The 15,631-nt window shown below is 73.5% G+C and carries 10 protein-coding genes; 2 read left to right on the forward strand and 8 right to left on the reverse strand.

Going from position 1 to position 15,631, the window contains the following annotated elements:
• Window positions 1–91 precede the first annotated feature (91 nt).
• The 5 genes from T328_RS30585 to T328_RS30605 are packed head-to-tail and all read right to left on the reverse strand — an operon-like array spanning window position 92 to window position 8,268.
• On the reverse strand, window positions 92–3,046 hold the full coding sequence (locus tag T328_RS30585; protein ID WP_496499469.1) for an MGH1-like glycoside hydrolase domain-containing protein: 2,955 nt from the start codon (window positions 3,044–3,046) through the stop codon (window positions 92–94).
• 31 nt (window positions 3,047–3,077) lie between these two features.
• The gene (locus tag T328_RS30590; protein ID WP_496499470.1) at window positions 3,078–5,072 is read right to left on the reverse strand and encodes a glycoside hydrolase family 127 protein; all 1,995 of its coding nucleotides are present in this window, start codon (window positions 5,070–5,072) and stop codon (window positions 3,078–3,080) included.
• A gap of 36 nt (window positions 5,073–5,108) precedes the next feature.
• A complete protein-coding gene (locus T328_RS30595) occupies window positions 5,109–5,939 on the reverse strand; it encodes a carbohydrate ABC transporter permease (protein WP_496499471.1) in 831 nt (276 codons plus the stop codon).
• A 14-nt stretch (window positions 5,940–5,953) separates the two neighbouring features.
• Window positions 5,954–6,949 carry a carbohydrate ABC transporter permease gene (locus T328_RS30600; protein ID WP_496499472.1) on the reverse strand — a complete coding sequence of 332 codons (996 nt, stop codon included), beginning with the start codon at window positions 6,947–6,949 and terminating at the stop codon, window positions 5,954–5,956.
• Entirely contained in the window at window positions 6,949–8,268 is a 1,320-nt protein-coding gene (locus tag T328_RS30605) for an ABC transporter substrate-binding protein (RefSeq protein ID WP_496499473.1), read from the reverse strand. Before T328_RS30605 ends, T328_RS30600 begins: the two co-directional genes overlap by 1 nt.
• Before the next feature lie 195 nt (window positions 8,269–8,463).
• Here T328_RS30605 and T328_RS30610 point away from each other — a divergent pair, with 195 nt between their 5' ends.
• The gene (locus T328_RS30610; protein WP_496499474.1) at window positions 8,464–9,492 is read left to right on the forward strand and encodes a LacI family DNA-binding transcriptional regulator; all 1,029 of its coding nucleotides are present in this window, start codon (window positions 8,464–8,466) and stop codon (window positions 9,490–9,492) included.
• Window positions 9,493–9,817: 325 nt separating this feature from the next.
• On the opposite strand, the gene hemC is transcribed toward T328_RS30610, so the two are convergent.
• Together hemC and T328_RS30620 are read right to left on the reverse strand one after the other, a co-directional pair.
• Entirely contained in the window at window positions 9,818–10,750 is a 933-nt protein-coding gene (gene hemC, locus T328_RS30615) for a hydroxymethylbilane synthase (protein WP_496499475.1), read from the reverse strand.
• A gap of 200 nt (window positions 10,751–10,950) precedes the next feature.
• A complete protein-coding gene (locus T328_RS30620; protein ID WP_496499476.1) occupies window positions 10,951–12,888 on the reverse strand; it encodes a CocE/NonD family hydrolase in 1,938 nt (645 codons plus the stop codon).
• 521 nt (window positions 12,889–13,409) lie between these two features.
• Here T328_RS30620 and T328_RS30625 point away from each other — a divergent pair.
• On the forward strand, window positions 13,410–14,690 hold the full coding sequence (locus T328_RS30625; RefSeq protein WP_496499477.1) for an MFS transporter: 1,281 nt from the start codon (window positions 13,410–13,412) through the stop codon (window positions 14,688–14,690).
• A 224-nt stretch (window positions 14,691–14,914) separates the two neighbouring features.
• Here T328_RS30625 and T328_RS30630 read toward each other — a convergent pair whose 3' ends face one another.
• Entirely contained in the window at window positions 14,915–15,625 is a 711-nt protein-coding gene (locus T328_RS30630) for an SDR family oxidoreductase (protein WP_496499478.1), read from the reverse strand.
• Between the last annotated feature and the right edge of the window lie 6 nt (window positions 15,626–15,631).

Here is a 15,631-nt window from a genome sequence, read left to right on the forward strand (position 1 = left end):
GCCTCACTCGGCGACGGTGCCCGCCGCGCGGTCGGTGCCCGGCCGCGCGGCGGACCCTCGCCTTACTCGCGGTGCGGCGATCGCCTGGCGATCACCCGCCGCGTTTCCCGGCCGCCGGCTGGGCGGCGGCGGTCGCGTACGCCTGGATCTCCTTCAGTCCCGTGCTGCGGCCCGGCTGGTGGGTCATGACCACCCTCAGGCTGGAGGTGGTCACCTCCTCGAACCGCAGCCGGTTGCGGTTGGCGCGCGGCTCGGCGGGCTCGGCGTCGGGCGCGGAGACGTCGCGCCACGTCTGCGCGGCGGCGTCGAAGTACTGCACGGAGTACGTCGCGGGCTCGGCGTAGCCGCCGGTGCGCTGCTTGTCGGCGGCGAAGTACAGCCGCACGTCGTCCACCCGCGTCGGCTCCCCGAAGTCGAGCTGGTACCAGTCCTCGGCGGCGCCCGAGCCGCCGGCGCCCCAGAACGGCTCGTTGACGGTGAAGCCGTCGACCGCGCCGGCCACGCCGTGGCCGCCGTCGGAGTGCGAGGCGGTGGCGGTGGCGTCCGTGGCGAGGTTCGGCGCGTCGCTCGTGAGGTCGCGGCCGGCCTTGGCGAAGAGGTCGACGACGCGGTCGCCGGCGCCGAAGCGCACGTCCTCGGCCGCGGTCAGGTCGGCGGGGTGGCTCTGCACCACCTCGGCGTCGCCGCCGTCGGGGAAGGTGACCTCGCCGGTGGCCGGGTCGTAGACGAGGTGGGCGAGGGAGTCGACGGTGAAGGCGAGGTTGCCGTCGAGGTAGGCGGAGTAGCCCTCGGGGACCTCGGTGCCGTACGGGCGCTCGCCGTCGCCCGGTTCGTCCCAGAGCACGGTCAGGTCGCTGCCGTGGTAGTTGATGTCGGTGACGGCGAAGTGCGGCCAGTCGATGTCGATGGGCCACAGCTCGACCTTGTCGTCGCGGCGCGGCTGGAAGCCCATGGCGTCCTCGATCACCGTCCAGTTGGTGGTGCCGAGCATGGTGTGGTGGATCCAGGAGCGGTAGCCGATGTTCTGGGGGTCGGCGCTGCCGTCGGCCCAGAACTCGTTCTGGTCCGGCCAGCGGTTGTCGCCGCCGATGTAGTGCGCCCAGGCGTTCCAGGAGAGCAGCTTCTTGTAGTAGCTCGCGTCGATGTGCTCGCTCGGGTAGTGGCGCAGCACGGACGCCAGGAAGCGGAACGTGACGGTGGAGTTGATCACCGAGAAGTTGTTGCTGCCGGGGTGGCCCTGCTCGGCGGCCTCCTTCTTGTCGGCCTGGTTGGCGGTGTAGAAGGGGAAGACCGGGTACTCCCCGGCGTCCTGCCACAGCCGCAGCGCGTCCAGGTACTGCGGGTCCTCCTCGGGTGTGGGCATCAGGCCGACGCTGTACGGGTAGTAGTTGTTGATCTCCTTCCAGGGCACCAGCTCGTCGCTCGCCACGTGCCGGTGCTTGAGCAGCCGGTCCTCCGGGTCCCAGAGGTGGTCCAGCACCGCTTTCTGCACGCGCTCGGCGATGCCCCGCATCTCCTGCGCCTTGGCGTCCTCGCCGACCAGTTCGTACGCGCTCGCCGCGGCCTGGGCGTTGCTGTAGACGTACGCGGACTCGGCGCGGTCCAGCGCGCCGGGCCGCCAGTCGAACGACACCGCGTCGGCGTCGTTGCCGGTCATGGCGCCCCAGTCGTACTCGATGAGGCCGTTGCCGTCGCCGTCGTACGCCGCGAGCTGGCCCTTGACGTCGCTCTCGGCGTAGCGGGCGAGGTTGCGGGCGATGCCGGCGGGGCCGCCGTGCACCTGGTACGAGCTCCAGGCGGCCTCGGAGAGGTACTGGGTGTAGCTGTTGGACCAGTTCTCCGGGTCACCGGGGTTGTCGGTGTACTTGCCGCTCCGGGAGACCTCGCCGGCGGAGACCCACGGGCCGTAGGAGTAGGCCGGGTCGCGCAGGTACTTGAGGTCCTCGGTGAACATCCCGACGGTCAGCACGATGGCGTTGTTGTAGCCGAGCACGCCCTCCATCGAGGTGGGGAACTGGTAGTCGCTGCCGGGGATGTCGGCGTCGAGGTAGTTGTAGCGCAGCAGCCACCAGCGGTAGTACAGCGTCTTCTCGATGTTGTCGTCGGGCACGTCGAGGTACGGCAGGTTCTCGGCCCACCAGCGGTTGTACGCGCGCACGTGGTCGCGGAAGGCGGCCTCGGGCGTGGCCTCGCGGACGTCGTCGTAGGCCGGGGCGGACTCCTCGATCTCCTCGGTGACGAAGCCCAGTTGCACCTTGGCGCCGGTGCTGCCGCCGGCCGGCACGTCCGCCGTGCGGGTCAGCGCGCCGCCGTCCGGCTGCATGCCGTCGCCGGAGAGCCGCGGGTAGAGGGTGGTGAGGTTGTTCTTGGCGGGCACCGTGCCGGTGAGTTCCCCGCCTTCGGCGACGGTCGTGTACGGGGACGAGGCGCGCAGGGTGACGGTGCGGTCGGTGCCGCCGGAGTTGGCGATCCGCAGGTCGGTGACGGCGACGTTGGCGTCGGTGATGAACTTGGTCTCGGTGACCCGCAGCCCGTCGCCCGCCGAGCCCGTGGGGGTGAACTCGCTGCGCCAGTAACTCGGGGTCTGCACCCGCGCGGACACGTCCTCGCGCAGCCCGATCTCCTCGCCGCCCTCGGCGAGCGTGACGGTGTAGGCGGCGCGGTCGTCGATGCTCTCCCAGTACGCGACCTTCCCGGCGAAGCCGAGCTGGGAGGGGTCGTGCTCCTTCATGAACACCGCCCGGCCGCGGGTGAACAGCCAGTCGCCGGCCGGGTCCGCGCCCTGCCGGGCGAGCATCCGGTCCATGAAGAAGTCGGTGCCGTCGCCTTCGGCGAGGTCGGCGTCGTACTGCGCCTGCATCGTGCCGTGGACGCGGAAACCGGCGGGCAGCTCGGGTACGGGGCGGTCCGAGCCGGCGAAGACCGGGTAGCCGATCGCGTCGTTGTCGGCGGCGGCGGGCGGGCCCGCGACCAGCGATGCCAGCAACCCGGCGGCCGTCACACCGATCGCGGCGAGCCGGCGGGGCCGTCCTCCTCTTCTGTTCACGTGTGCCTCCTGCGGTGGGGGATGGGCGAGGTCAGGTGCGGGGCGGGCCGGCGACGGGCAGCCAGACCCGCATGGTGGAAGGGCCGCGGTTGGCCCAGGAGTGGTACGGCACGAGGGCGATCTCCGCGGGGGTGTCCGGGGCGGCGGGCGCGTCCGGCGGCGGGTACGGCCATTCGCCGTCGGCCCGGTCGGCCCCGTCGGCCCGGCCGCCCCGGTCCGCCCGGGTGCCGTGGTCGGCCAGCGCGCCGGAGACGGCGACGCGCGCGGCACCGGCGTCCGTGTCCCGGGGCGGCACGGCGGGGTCCACGGCGATCGCGTCGACCTCCCGGCCGTCGGGCAGGTCGGCGGACTCGGCGCACAGCACCAGCGGCCCGCGCTCGACGGCCACGCAGCCGCGGACCGCGTCGACGCGCGGATCGGCGGCGACCCAGCGGGGCGCCACGGGCAGCCGGAGCCGTACCTCGTCGCCCGGCCGGAAGGCGCGGGTGACCGCGACGGCGCCGCGGGCGGCCGGCCGCCGGGTGCCGTCCGGCTCGACCAGCTCGGCGCCGTCGCCGGCCCAGGCGGGCACGCGCAGCGTCAGCGTCCACGGCTCGGGCCGGCTGCGGGTGATCCGTACGGAGACGTCGCCGTCGTACGGGTAGCCGGTGCGGACGGTGAAGCCGGCCTCGCCGGCGCCGGGGGCGCCGGTCGCGTCACCCAGCGTCGTCGCCACCTCGGCGTCGGCGTACTGGTGCAGTTGCACACCGCCCTCGTCGGCGGTGGCGACGTAGCCGTCGAGCGACGCGAGGGTCCTGGCCACGTTGCCGGGGCAGCACGACACCGCGAACCACGGGGCCCGCAGGCCCACGGCGGGGTGCGGGCTGTCGACGGCGGCGTCCGGCACGGCGCCGCGGCGGCGCTGGTGCAGGGTGTTGGCGTAGAAGAAGGCGCGGCCGTCCTCGGCGGGCGAGGCGGCGACGACGTTGTACAGCGTGCGCTCGGCGAGGTCGGCGTAGCGCGGCTCGCCGGTGGCCAGCAGCAGCCGCCAGTTCAGGCCCACGGAGGCGACGCCGGCGCAGGTCTCGGAGTACGCGCGGTCCGGGGGCAGCACGAAGTCGTCGCCGAACGACTCGCCCGTGTGGTGCGCGCCCATGCCGCCGGTGAGGTACGTGCGGCGGGCGACGGTCGCCTCCCACTGGCGCACCACGGCGGCGAGCAGCTCCTCGTCCCCGTACTCCACGGCCACGTCGACGGCCCCGGCGGCCAGGTACAGGGCCCGTACCGCGTGCCCGCTCAGCACGGTGGCGTCCCGGACGGGGACGTCGTCCTGGAAATACGCGCGGCCGAACTCGATGTCGCCGAGCGTGCGGTGGCCGCGCCGGTCGACGAACAGCCGGGCCTGGTCGAGGTAGCGCTCCTCGCCGGTGAGCCGGGCCAGCTCGACCAGCGCCGTCTCGATCACCGGGTGCCCGCAGACGCCCTCGATGCCGCCGGGGCCGAAGGCGGCGCACACGTGGTCCGCGGCGCGCCGCGCCACGGCCGTCAGCGCGCCCTCGCCGCGGGCCCGCGCCTGCGCCACGCCGGCCTGGATCAGATGGCCGTAGCAGTACAGCTCGTGGCCCCACTCCAGGTCGCCGTAGCGCCCGGGCCGGCCCGGCACGCCGAAGGCGGTGCTGAGGTAGCCGTCGGGCTGCTGGGCCTGTTCGATCAGCGCGGTGGCCTCGGCCACCGTGGCGTCGAGGGCCGGGTCGGCGGAGCGGCCGGCCTCCCAGCACATCGCCTCCAGCAGCTTGTACACGTCGGAGTCGGAGAACACCGGCCCGCGCCGGTCCCGCCCGGCCCGGCCGTCGGCGGCGGCGCGGAAGTTGTCGAGCCAGCCCGCCTTGCGCTGCCAGCCGAGGCAGTGCTCCAGCGTGGCGGTGGCGTTGATCTGCCGGCGCCGGGCCCAGAAGCCGCCGGTGATGCGGACCTCACCGAGGCCGAGGGGGCGCAGCCGTCCCCGGGTGGGCCGCACGGGGACGGGGTGCAGGGAGGTGGTCGTCACGCGTCGGACACCTTTCGTGCGGGGGCGTACGGGGGCTCAGCCCTTGAGGGCGCCGGACATGAAGCCGCGGACGTAGTGGCGCTGCAGCAGGACGAAGAGCACCAGGCACGGCAGCGCCAGCACGGTGACGCCGGCCTCGGTGGCCCCGTAGTCGATGGCGCCCATGCTCTGCTGCCGCAGGTTGGCGACGGCCAGCGGCAGCGGCGCCTTGTCGCTGTCGCTGATGAGGATGAGGGGGGCGATGAAGTCGTTCCAGGCCGCGAGGAACGCGAACAGGCCCACGGTGATCAGCCCGGGCCGGACCGCGGGCACCAGGATCCGGCGCAGCGCGCGGAACGTACCGCAGCCGTCGACGAGCGCGGACTCCTCCAGCTCCCGGGGCACCGCCTCGAAGGAGATCCGCATCATGAACGTGGCGAACGGCAGCTGGTACATGACCAGCACGAGGCTGAGCCCGACCAGCGAGTTCTGCAGGCCGGCCATGCCGAGCAGCACGTACAGCGGGATGAGCAGCGTGGCGTAGGGGACCATGAGGATGGCCAGCGTGAGCAGGAACAGCACGTTCTTGCCGGGGAAGTCGAAGCGGGCGAAGGCGTAGCCGCCGAGGACCGAGACGCCGAGCGTCAGGGCGACGGTCAGCGCCGAGACGACGAGGCTGTTGCCGAGGTAGCGGAGCAGGCCCGCGTCGTACTCCAGCAGCGTGCGGTAGTTGCCGAGGCCGAAGCCGGACTCCTGGGCGGTGCCGGGTGCGCCGGCGACGGAGGCCCAGGCGGTCCACAGCAGCGGGAAGAGGAAGATGACGGCCAGCCCGCCGGCGAGGACGTAGTACGGCGTCCGGCCGAGGGCACGGGCGGCGGCGGATCCCATGGCGACTCCACTCCTCAGGGCGCGTCGGGGCGGCGCAGGCCGCGGAACTGGGCGACGTTGAGCACCAGCAGGGCCGCCAGCACGAGCACCGACAGCGCGGCGGCGGTGCCGAGGTCGAGCCGCTGGAACGCCTCCCGGTAGATCAGCTGGACCACCGTGACCGTGCTGTTGTCCGGCCCGCCCTTGGTGAGGACGAAGAACTGGTCGAACGCGAGCAGCGAGCCGGTGACGCTGAGCAGCAGCGTCAGCGCGAGCGACGGGCGCAGCAGCGGCAGCGTGATGTGCCGGAAGAGCTGGCCGCGGGTGGCGCCGTCGATGCGCGCGGCCTCGTAGACATCGGGGGAGATGCCCTGGAGGCCGACCAGCAGGATGAGCATGTAGAACCCGGCGAACTTCCAGACCACCAGGAAGACGGTGGACAGCAGCGCGGCGGTGGGGCTGCCGAGGAACGAGACCGGCTCGTCGATCACGCCGAGGGCTTCGAGGAGGTCGTTCAGCGGCCCGATCGACGGGCTGTAGAAGCCCCAGAAGAGCAGGGAGGCGGAGGCCAGGCCGAGCACGCTGGGCAGGAAGTACGCGGTGCGGAAGAAGCCGGTGCCCGGGCGGGACTCCTGCACCAGCAGGGCCAGGAGCAGGGCGAGGCCGATGAGGATGACGGTGACGAGCGCGGTGTAGAGCAGGGTGAAGCGGACGGCCGGCCAGAAGAGCGCGTTGTCGGAGACGTCGGTGTAGTTCTCCGGCGCGTTGAGGCCCTGGTAGCCGGTGAGCAGGGGCCAGTCGCTGCCCGACATGCGGCCGACGAGCAGCAGCGGCAGGACGAACAGGACGGTGACGAACGCGGCCGTGGGCGCGGCGTACGCCAGGCCCTTGGCCTTGCGGGAGCGCCACCAGGGCGCCCCCCGGCGTCGCGGCGCGCCGCCGGGGCTGAGCCGCCGGGGGTGGGACGGACGGCGGCGGGCCTTCGGCTTCGGCGGGAGCGCGGGCGGCCGGTCGGCGACGTCGGCGGGCATCAGTCGGCCAGCGATTCGGTGATGTCGCCGTTGTCGGCGCCCACCGCCCCCGGATCGCCGTAGACGGCGTCGCGCATGAGCTTCAGCCAGGGGCCGTTCGGGTCGTTGAAGGTCGGGCCGGTGTTGACCGCGTACGGGGTGCGCCCGTCGGCGACCAGCTCGTTGACGGCCACCTGCCGCGGGTCGGTCTGCGCGTTCTCGTTCTGCGCGAGGTCGGTGCGCGCGACCACGTCGTGAGCGCCGGCGACCACGTCGACCTGCGTCCGCTCGCTCAGCGACCAGCTGAGGAAGTCCCACGCCTGGTCCGCCTTGTCGCTGGTGGCCGAGATGCCGACGGCGTCGCCGCCGACGAAGGTGGAGCCCCCGCCGTCGGGGCCGGGGATCGGGGCCACGCCGAAGTCGAGGTCTTCGGGCATCAGGCCCAGCGTGGTCGACGGCATGGGCATCACGCCGACGTTCCCCTTGGGGAACAGGCCGGTCCAGGTCGCGCCGGTCTCGTCGCGGTGGCCGGGGGCCGCGATGCCGTCCTCGGCCCAGCCCCGGTAGACCTCGTAGACCTCCTTGGCGGTGGGGGAGTCGAGGAAGGACTCGGTGCCGTCCTCGTTCATGACCTCCTCGCCGGCGGCCCAGATGGACGGCCACCAGGTGAAGATGCCGCAGCCGCCGCAGTTGCCGCCGAAGAACGTGCCGTTGACGTCGCCGCCGAGCTTGTCGATCTTCCGCGCATGCTCGTCCCACTCGGCGAGCGTGGTGGGCGGCTGCTCGGGGTCGAGCCCGGCCTGGCGGTAGAGGTCCTTGTTGTAGAACAGCACCGACAGGTCGAGGGTGTGCGGCACGACGTACTTCTTGCCGTCCACCGTGCCGGCGTCGACGTGTGACCGGGCCAGGTCGTCGGCGTACGGCAGGGCGTCGATCCGCTCGGTGAGGTCGGCGAAGAGGTTGCTGGAGGCGTAGTTGGGGACGAAGACCACGTCGGAGGCGAAGAGGTCGGGCAGGTCCTGGGAACCGGCCGCGGCGCCGATCTTGGCCTGGTAGTCGTCGGTCGGGATCACGGTCAGCTCGACCGTGTTCTCGTGGGTCTTGTTGTACGCCTCCACCAGCGCCCTGCTCTGGTCGTCGGTGGCCGCGCGGGTCCACATCGTCAGCGTGGCCCCGTCGTCGACGCCCTTGACGCCGCCGGAGCCGCCGCCTCCGCCGTCGTCCCCGGCGGCGCCCATGCCCTCGCCGCAGCCTGCGAGCAGACCGCCGGCGGCGAGCACGGCGACCAACCCGGTGACGACGCGGCGGACGGGACCGCGGGCGGTGGCGGCTCTCCTCATGGTCGAACCCTCCCTCAGGACCGGGAAAGAAAAGTTCCGAAAAGCTTTTCTGCGGAAGGTAGAGATGTGAAGCGAACGCGTCAATAGGCGCCTCAGGGTCTTCCTGAGTCTGGCGGGATGACCTGCTACGGCCTGCTAGGGCCTGCCTGACGAAAACCTTTTAGGCCGGTGGGGAGCTTGGTTAGACTCCCCCACATGGCCCAGACCACCGACCCGTCCCGCCCGCGGGCCGCCACGCTCACCGACGTGGCCCGGCTCGCCGGCGTCTCCGTGGCGACCGCGTCCAAGGCGCTCAACGGCCGGGACCAGGTCCGCGCCGAGACCCGCGAGCGGGTGGTCGAGGCCGCCGAGCGGCTGGCGTTCCGGCCCAACTCGCTGGCCCGCGGGCTGCTCGCGGGGCGCACGGGCACCGTGGGGCTGCTGACCAGCGACCTGGAGGGCCGGTTCAGCATCCCGATACTGATGGGTGCCGAGGACGCCTTCGGCGCCGGCCAGGTCTCGGTGTTCCTCTGCGACGCGCGCGGCGACGCCATCCGCGAGCAGCACCACGTGGAGGCGCTGCTCAGCCGGCGGGTGGACGGCCTGATCGTGGTCGGCAGCAGCACGGACCCGCGCCCGTCCCTGGGCCGCGACCTCCCGGTCCCGGTCGTCTACGCGTACGCGCCCTCGGCGGACCCCGCGGACCTGTCCATCGTCCCGGACAGCGTCGGCGCGGGCCGCCTCGCGATCGACCACCTGCTGGCCTGCGCCCGCACCCGTATCGCGCACATCACCGGCGACCCCGCCTACGCGGCGGCCCGCGAACGCGCCGACGGCGCCCGGGCGGCGCTGACGGACGCGGGGCTGGCGCTGGTCGGCGAGCCGCAGTTCGGGAGCTGGTCCGAGGGCTGGGGCAGGGCGGCGGCGACGATGCTGCTGGAGCGGCACGCGGAGATCGACGCCTTCCTGTGCGGCAACGACCAGATCGCCCGCGGAGCGATGGACGTCCTCCGCGAACGCGGCCGCCCGGTGCCGGACGAGGTCGCCGTCATGGGCTTCGACAACTGGGAGATCCTCACCTCCGGCGCCCGCCCCCCGCTGACCAGCGTCGACCTGAGCCTGGAACAGGTGGGCCGGCTCGCGGCCCAGGCCCTCTTCGCCGCGATCAGCGGCTCACCCCGCGCGGGCGTGGAGATCCAGCCGGGCCGGCTGGTCATCCGCGGCTCCACGGCCCCGCTCTCGTAACCCGCCGCCGAAACCCTTCACCCCGGCCGGCTCACCGTTCACGCGCGGGTTCGCCGCCTCCGGATCCCCCTCCGTCTGGGGCTCGTACGCTCGGCGACCGGTGGTGAAGGGAGGGTGGCAGTGCACCGCTGGACTGACGCCTGACCTGCACAAACCCTCTGGGATCGACCCGCCTGCCCTGGAACGCTCGGACACCGCTACGTCATAGCAGCTCCGGGTATGCGTGCGCTCAGCCGGTCTTTCCGGCCCGCTATGCCCGAATCCGCTGCGTGCGCGGGCACGGAAGCCCTCCCGGCAACCCGCCCCCGCCCGCGTCAGAGCGCGGTCAGTGCGCGATGCCGTCGATCAGCTCGCGCGCACCCTGCCGCAGCAGCGCCAGCGCGACCGACGTGCCGAGGTCCGGCGGGGTGAGCCGGCCGGCGGACTCGCGGGCGTCGAGCACGGTCTTGCCGTCCGGGCTGAACACCCGCCCGCGCAGCCACAGTTCGTCCGGTGCGGCGGTGGCGAAGCCGGCGATCGGGCTGTTGCAGTGGCCCTGCAGCACGTGCAGGAACATCCGCTCCGCCATGGCCTCGCGGTACGTCTCCGGGTGGTTGAGGTCGCTGACGACGTCGATGGTCGCGGTGTCGTCCTCGCGGCACTGCAGCGCCAGGATCCCGGCGCCCAGCGGCGGGCACATCTTCTCGACCGGCAGTACCTCGGTGATGACGTCGGTGCGGTCGATGCGCTCAAGACCGGCCACCGCCAGCAGGAGCGCGTCGACCTCGCCAGCGTACAGCTTCGCCAGCCGGCGGTTGGCGTTGCCGCGGAACGGCACGCACTCCAGGTGCGGGTGCGAGGCGGACAGCTGCGCGATCCGGCGTACGGAGGAGGTGCCGATCCTGGTGCCCGCGGGCAGGTCGTCGAGCCCGAGCCCGCCGGGGTGGACCAGCGCGTCGCGGATGTCGTTGCGGCGCAGGAACCCGGCGAACGTCGTCCCGGCCGGCAGCGGCCGGTCCGCGGGCACGTCCTTGACGCAGTGCACCGCGAGGTCCGCCGCCCCGGTCACCAGCGCGGCGTCGACCTCCTTGGTGAACGCGCCCTTGCCCTCGACCTCCGACAGGGCGCCCTGCCACTTGTCGCCGGTGGTCTTCACCGGCACGACCGCGGTGCGGATGCCGGGGTGCAGCGCGGCCAGTTCGGCGCGGACGCGCTCGACCTGGGCGAGGGCCATGGGGGAGTCGCGCGAGACGATGCGGATGAGCTCGGGCACGGACATGGCGTACACGATAGACCGTCAGAAACGGGCCCCTCGGCCGGGCCCGGTCCACGCGGTCGGACCCGCCCCGAACACGCCCCGGCCGCTCCCGCACGCGCCCCAAGCCGCTCCTGCTCGCGCCCCCGGCGCACGGCGCCGCCCGGGAGCGGCTGCGGCTCCCGGGCGGCGGACGCGCTGTTCGGCGCTTGAGCAGCCGGCGGTCAGCGGTTCCCGACCCCGGGGACGGTGAACGACGGCGGGCCCGCCGGGAGGTCCACCGTGTACTGGCCCAGGTACGCGTCGAGGTACGGCGAGCGCTCGCCGCCCGTCGGCACGTCGTCGGCGGGGCCGTCCAGGGCGAGGTGCAGCGTGGCACCGCGGACCTCGACCGTCTCGCCGGACGGGGTGTCCAGCCACGAGCCGGTCTGGATGGTGCCGATCTCCACGGCCAGCACGTGCCCGGCCGCCAGCCGCCAGTCGGTCGCCTTCAGGTCGACGGTGAACCGGCCCCGCTCCAGCAGCGAGACCTGCTCGTCGAACATCACGGCGGAGCCGTCGGGGCCCACGTCGTACAGCTTGAGCATCACGTTCCCGACGGCACCGCCCGCGCCCTTCGCGGACAGCGAGACCTGCGGGGTGCCGGTGACGCGCACGCCCCGCTGCAGCGGCTTCGACCACACGAAGAAGCTCGACGTGACCTCGCCCGCCCGCTGCCGCTGCGCGGCCTCCGCCGCCAGCCCGTCGGGGGCGGCCGGCTCCCTGGCGGGCGCGTTCTCCATGTCCCACCTGCCCGACGGCTGCGCGGGCTGCTGCGCGGGCTGCTGCGCGGGCCGGTCCGGCGCCGCGCGGCCGGAGGCGGTGAGGTCGGCGCGCGCGGCGGCGCCGCCGTCGTCCACGTACGAGCCGCCGCCCAGCGGGATGTCCGCGCGCCGCTCCACGACCGGCCAGGTGCGCTGCGCGCGCCAGTCGCCGGTGTTGTCCTCCATGGCGTACTCCGGGTAGCGGACGGTGGGCTTCTCGCCCTTCAGATACTCGTCGAAGAACGCGAGCGTCTCCTCGTACCAGCCCTCGCGGCCCATCGCCAGCCGGCCGTCCGGCACCCGGTCGCCGCCGCGGACGTGGTCCCACTGGCCGAGCCAACCGCGCTCGGGGCCGCGGTGGTTGCGCAGGTACTCCGCCATCTCCTCCGGCTTGGTGTTGGGCTCGATGAAGCCCTGCGTGACGAAGAGGGGCGTGTCGCTGCCCTTCGCCAGCCGCGCCAGGTCACGCGCCTTCCAGTGCTCGCTGCGCTGGTCGGCGATCCGGTAGCCGGCGGAGTTCTCCGTCAGGCATTCCGGATGGGTCTCCTCCCAGCGGGCGTTGGCCTGGTAGCGGGGGTCGTCGTCGGCCATCGGGGGGATGGTGGCGATGGAGTTGTACGCGTCGGCGGTGCCGGTCACGTTGGGGCGGGGCACGCCGTTGGAGTAGATGTACTGGTACATGTCCCAGACCGGCTCCTGCGCCACGACGGCCTTCAGGGCCCGCTGGTCCAGGTTGTTGCCGATCAGCCCGGTCACGGCGTCGTACGACTTGCCGTACATGCCCACCGCGCCCGTCGACCACGGCCGGCTCGCGGCCCAGTCCACCGCGGCCTCCACGTCGGCCTGTTCGCCGGGCCCGGCCCAGTCCAGACAGCCTGTCGAGCCGCCGAAGCCGCGCAGGTCGACCATGACGAAGGCGTACCCCTCCGCGAAGACGTCGGCGCCCTCGGTGAAGTCCTGGAAGCGGCTGGAGGGTCCGGTGTGCGACCAGCCCTCGTCGCCGGTCGCGCCGGCGTGGCCGAAGTACGGCCCGACGGACAGGATGACGGGCACCTCCTGGCCCTTCTCCAGCCCTTCGGGCAGCAGCACGTCGGCGTGCAGCTCGGTACCGGAGTCGTCGGCGGCGGGGAAGTAGTGCTGCGTCCACTCCGCGCCCTCGGGGACGCGGTCGTTCTCCTCGTGCGTGACGGGGTCGGTGGCGGTGGCCGTCGCGGTCGCGGTGGCCGTCGCGGTGGCGGTACGGGCCTGGGGGGCGGTCGCGTCGGGCGCCGCGGTGGCGGGGCCGGCGAGCGCGCCGGTCGCCGCGAGGGTGGCGGCGAGTGCGGAGGCGGCCCAGGCGGCCGCGTGGCGTCTCTTCAAGGGCAACTCCCGGGGTGACGGTACGGAGTTGTGGGGACGGCGGACGGGCGCGCGCACCGGAGGAGAAGCACACGTGGCGGGCGCGGTCCGGCCGACGCGTGGAGCGTATGATCACATCGCGTACACGTCAACGAGCCCCGGCGCGCGGTCCTGCGACGCCGTGCTGCGCGGTACCGCGCAGCACCCGCGGACGTCGTGACCGCCCAACTCGGCCCGCTCACCTGACCCTCGCCGGCCGGCGGCGCACCGAGTGGTGCCGTGGATGCGCCCTGACGGGGCGCGATCGCTCGCCTTAAACTCCTACCGTCCGGGCGCTCGCCCGGACCGCCGCTGACAAGTACGCAACCGGACGGTGACGGAGCCGGTGCGGCCGCGCGTGTCCCCGCGCCGTACCCGAGGTGGAAAGGCTCCGGGCGTCGATCGCGGGTCGCACTCTTCCCGGTGCAGCCTTCCTGCACCGGCCGGGCGCCGGCGACCCCGCTGCGGTCCGCCCCTGCCGGCCGGAGAATTCCGGGATATTCGTGAACACCGCATCCCCGGCTCGGCCGGGGTATCGGGGGCTGCTGCGCATGCGCGGGGCCGCTGCCTTCTTCTTCACCGCGGCCGTCGGCCGCATCGGTATCGCCATGACCGGCATGGGCCTGGTCTGGCTGGTGCACCACCGGACCGGGTCCTATGCCGCGGCCGGCACCGTCACCGGGGCCTTCGCCATCACCGAGGCGCTGGCCGGACCGCAACTGGCTCGGCTGATCGACCGGTTCGGGCAGGTTCGGGTGCTGCCGCCGGCCGTGCTGGCGCATGCCGTGGCGGTGGGCGCGCTGCTGACGGTGCCGGGGGCCGCGCCACGGTGGGTACCGGTCGCCTGCGGCGCGCTGGCGGGGGCCGCCGTGCCGCAGTTGGGGGCGTTGTCCGCGGCACGGTGGACGACGCTGCTGCGGAAAGAGGAGGCTGGAGGGCCGGGTCCGGAGGCGCTGCCCACCGCCTTCTCGCTCGAATCGCTGGCCAACAGCACCGCCTTCCTGGTCGGCCCGGTGCTGGTCAGCACGCTCGGCGCGCTCGGGCGGCCCACCGCCGCCACCGTCCTGGCCGCCACACTGATCACCGTGGGCGGCCTGGCCCTGGCCGTTCAGCGCCGCACCGCGCCCCCGACCGTCGCCGACGCGGCGGAGCGCGGCCGTGCCGGGCGTACCCTGCTGCGCCCCGGGTTCGCGATGGTGGTCGCGATGAACCTTGCCATCGGCGTGCACTTCGGTGCCATCGGAGTCTCCATGACGGCCTTTCTCGTGGAGCGCGGCGCCGCCGCCACCGCTCCGGCGGTCTTCGCAGCCGGGAGCCTAAGCGGGCTGCTCGCCGGATGGCTGTACGGGTTGCGCCGGTGGCGGGCCGCGCCGTTGGCCCAGCTTCCAGTGACCACAGCGGTGTTGGCGGCCGGCTGTGCACTGCTGCTGTTTGCCGGGTCCCCGGTGCAACTGGCCGGGGCGGCGGTGGTCGCGGAGGGGATGATCCCGCCGACCCTGGTGCTGTTCTCGGTGCTTACGGAGGCGGGCGTCCACCGCGCCGCCCTGACTCGGGCACTGACCTGGCTCAACTCGGCAAGCGCCGCGGGTTCCGCGGCCGCCGCCGCGGTGGCCGGGCGCACCGTGGATGCGGTCGGCGCGGACGGCGGATTCGCCGTCACGGTCGGGGCCTCGCTGGCGATGACGGCCCTGGCGGCGGGGTGGTGGGCAGCGGCCCGCCAACCCACGCGCAGCGCATCCCAGCCCACGCCCCCTCCTGACAATCCCCGAGCCGGAACCCGGTGAACGTTGCCGGACTCCCCCTGCGCCCAGAGGGCGTGGGCGGTGCACCCTGCGACGCAGGTGGGAGATCGACGGCAGGTCGTAGGGCCGCGCTCCTTGTGGAGTGCGGAGCTGGGGCACGACCAGCCGGTCGCGCCCCAGCTACAGGTGCGGGTCGTCATCTGATTTCGACGCGGCTGCCTCCCGGGCCCGACGGGGCCGGCGGCTCGGCAGGAGGGGCAGAGGCGTCAGGCGGTGAGGCGGGCGCCGCCGTCCGTTTCGAGGGTGGTGCCGGTGATGTTGGGGTTGGTGGCCAGCAGGACGACGGCCTCGGCGATGTCGTCGGCGGTGGCGATGCGCTTGGTGGGCAGGGAAGCGGCTGCCTGCGTGAAGAGGGTGGTTCGTTCCTCGGCGCCGAGTCCGTCCCACCACGGGGTGTCGACGTAGCCCGGGGAGACGGCGTTTATCCGGATGGGCGCGAGTTCGGCGGCCAGCGGCTGGACGAGCCCTTCGAGGGCGGCGTTGAGCGAGCCGAGGCCGGCCGTGCCGGGCATGGCGGCCCGGGCGGTGACCGCCCCGACGAGGGTGACCGACGCCTCCTCGGCGAGGTGAGCGCGGCTGGCCTGGAGCGCGGTGAGCGTGGGCCAGTACTTCTCTTCGAATGCCTGTCGCAGGACGTCGAGGGGCAACTCTACGAACGGGCCCGCCCCGCGGTTGCCGCTGAGGGTGATGATCAGGCGCTGGATCGGTGCGATCTGGGCCGCGAGCGCCGTGACCGCCCCGGCGTCGGCGGCATTCAGGACGTGACCGTGGACTCGGCCGCCGACAGCGGCCTTCGCCGCAAGCATCCGCTCCTCGTTGCGTCCGGCGATGTGGACATCGTCTCCCTTGGCGGCCAGGTGCCGGGCCGTGGCCAGGCCGACCCCTGACGTTCCGCCGATGACGAGCGTGGTGGGCATGGTGAC

The sequence above is a fragment of the Streptomyces sp. CNX435 genome (assembly GCF_059570575.1).

What these genes read in the sequence shown, in the direction of transcription:
- T328_RS30595 (WP_496499471.1), bottom strand. Translation starts at nt 5,939, where the DNA reads ATGGGATCCGCCGCCGCCCGTGCCCTCGGCCGGACGCCGTACTACGTC.
- T328_RS30600 (WP_496499472.1), bottom strand. Translation starts at nt 6,949, where the DNA reads ATGCCCGCCGACGTCGCCGACCGGCCGCCCGCGCTCCCGCCGAAGCCG.
- T328_RS30605 (WP_496499473.1), bottom strand. Translation starts at nt 8,268, where the DNA reads ATGAGGAGAGCCGCCACCGCCCGCGGTCCCGTCCGCCGCGTCGTCACC.
- T328_RS30610 (WP_496499474.1), top strand. Translation starts at nt 8,464, where the DNA reads ATGGCCCAGACCACCGACCCGTCCCGCCCGCGGGCCGCCACGCTCACC.
- hemC (WP_496499475.1), bottom strand. Translation starts at nt 10,750, where the DNA reads ATGTCCGTGCCCGAGCTCATCCGCATCGTCTCGCGCGACTCCCCCATG.
- T328_RS30630 (WP_496499478.1), bottom strand. Translation starts at nt 15,625, where the DNA reads ATGCCCACCACGCTCGTCATCGGCGGAACGTCAGGGGTCGGCCTGGCC.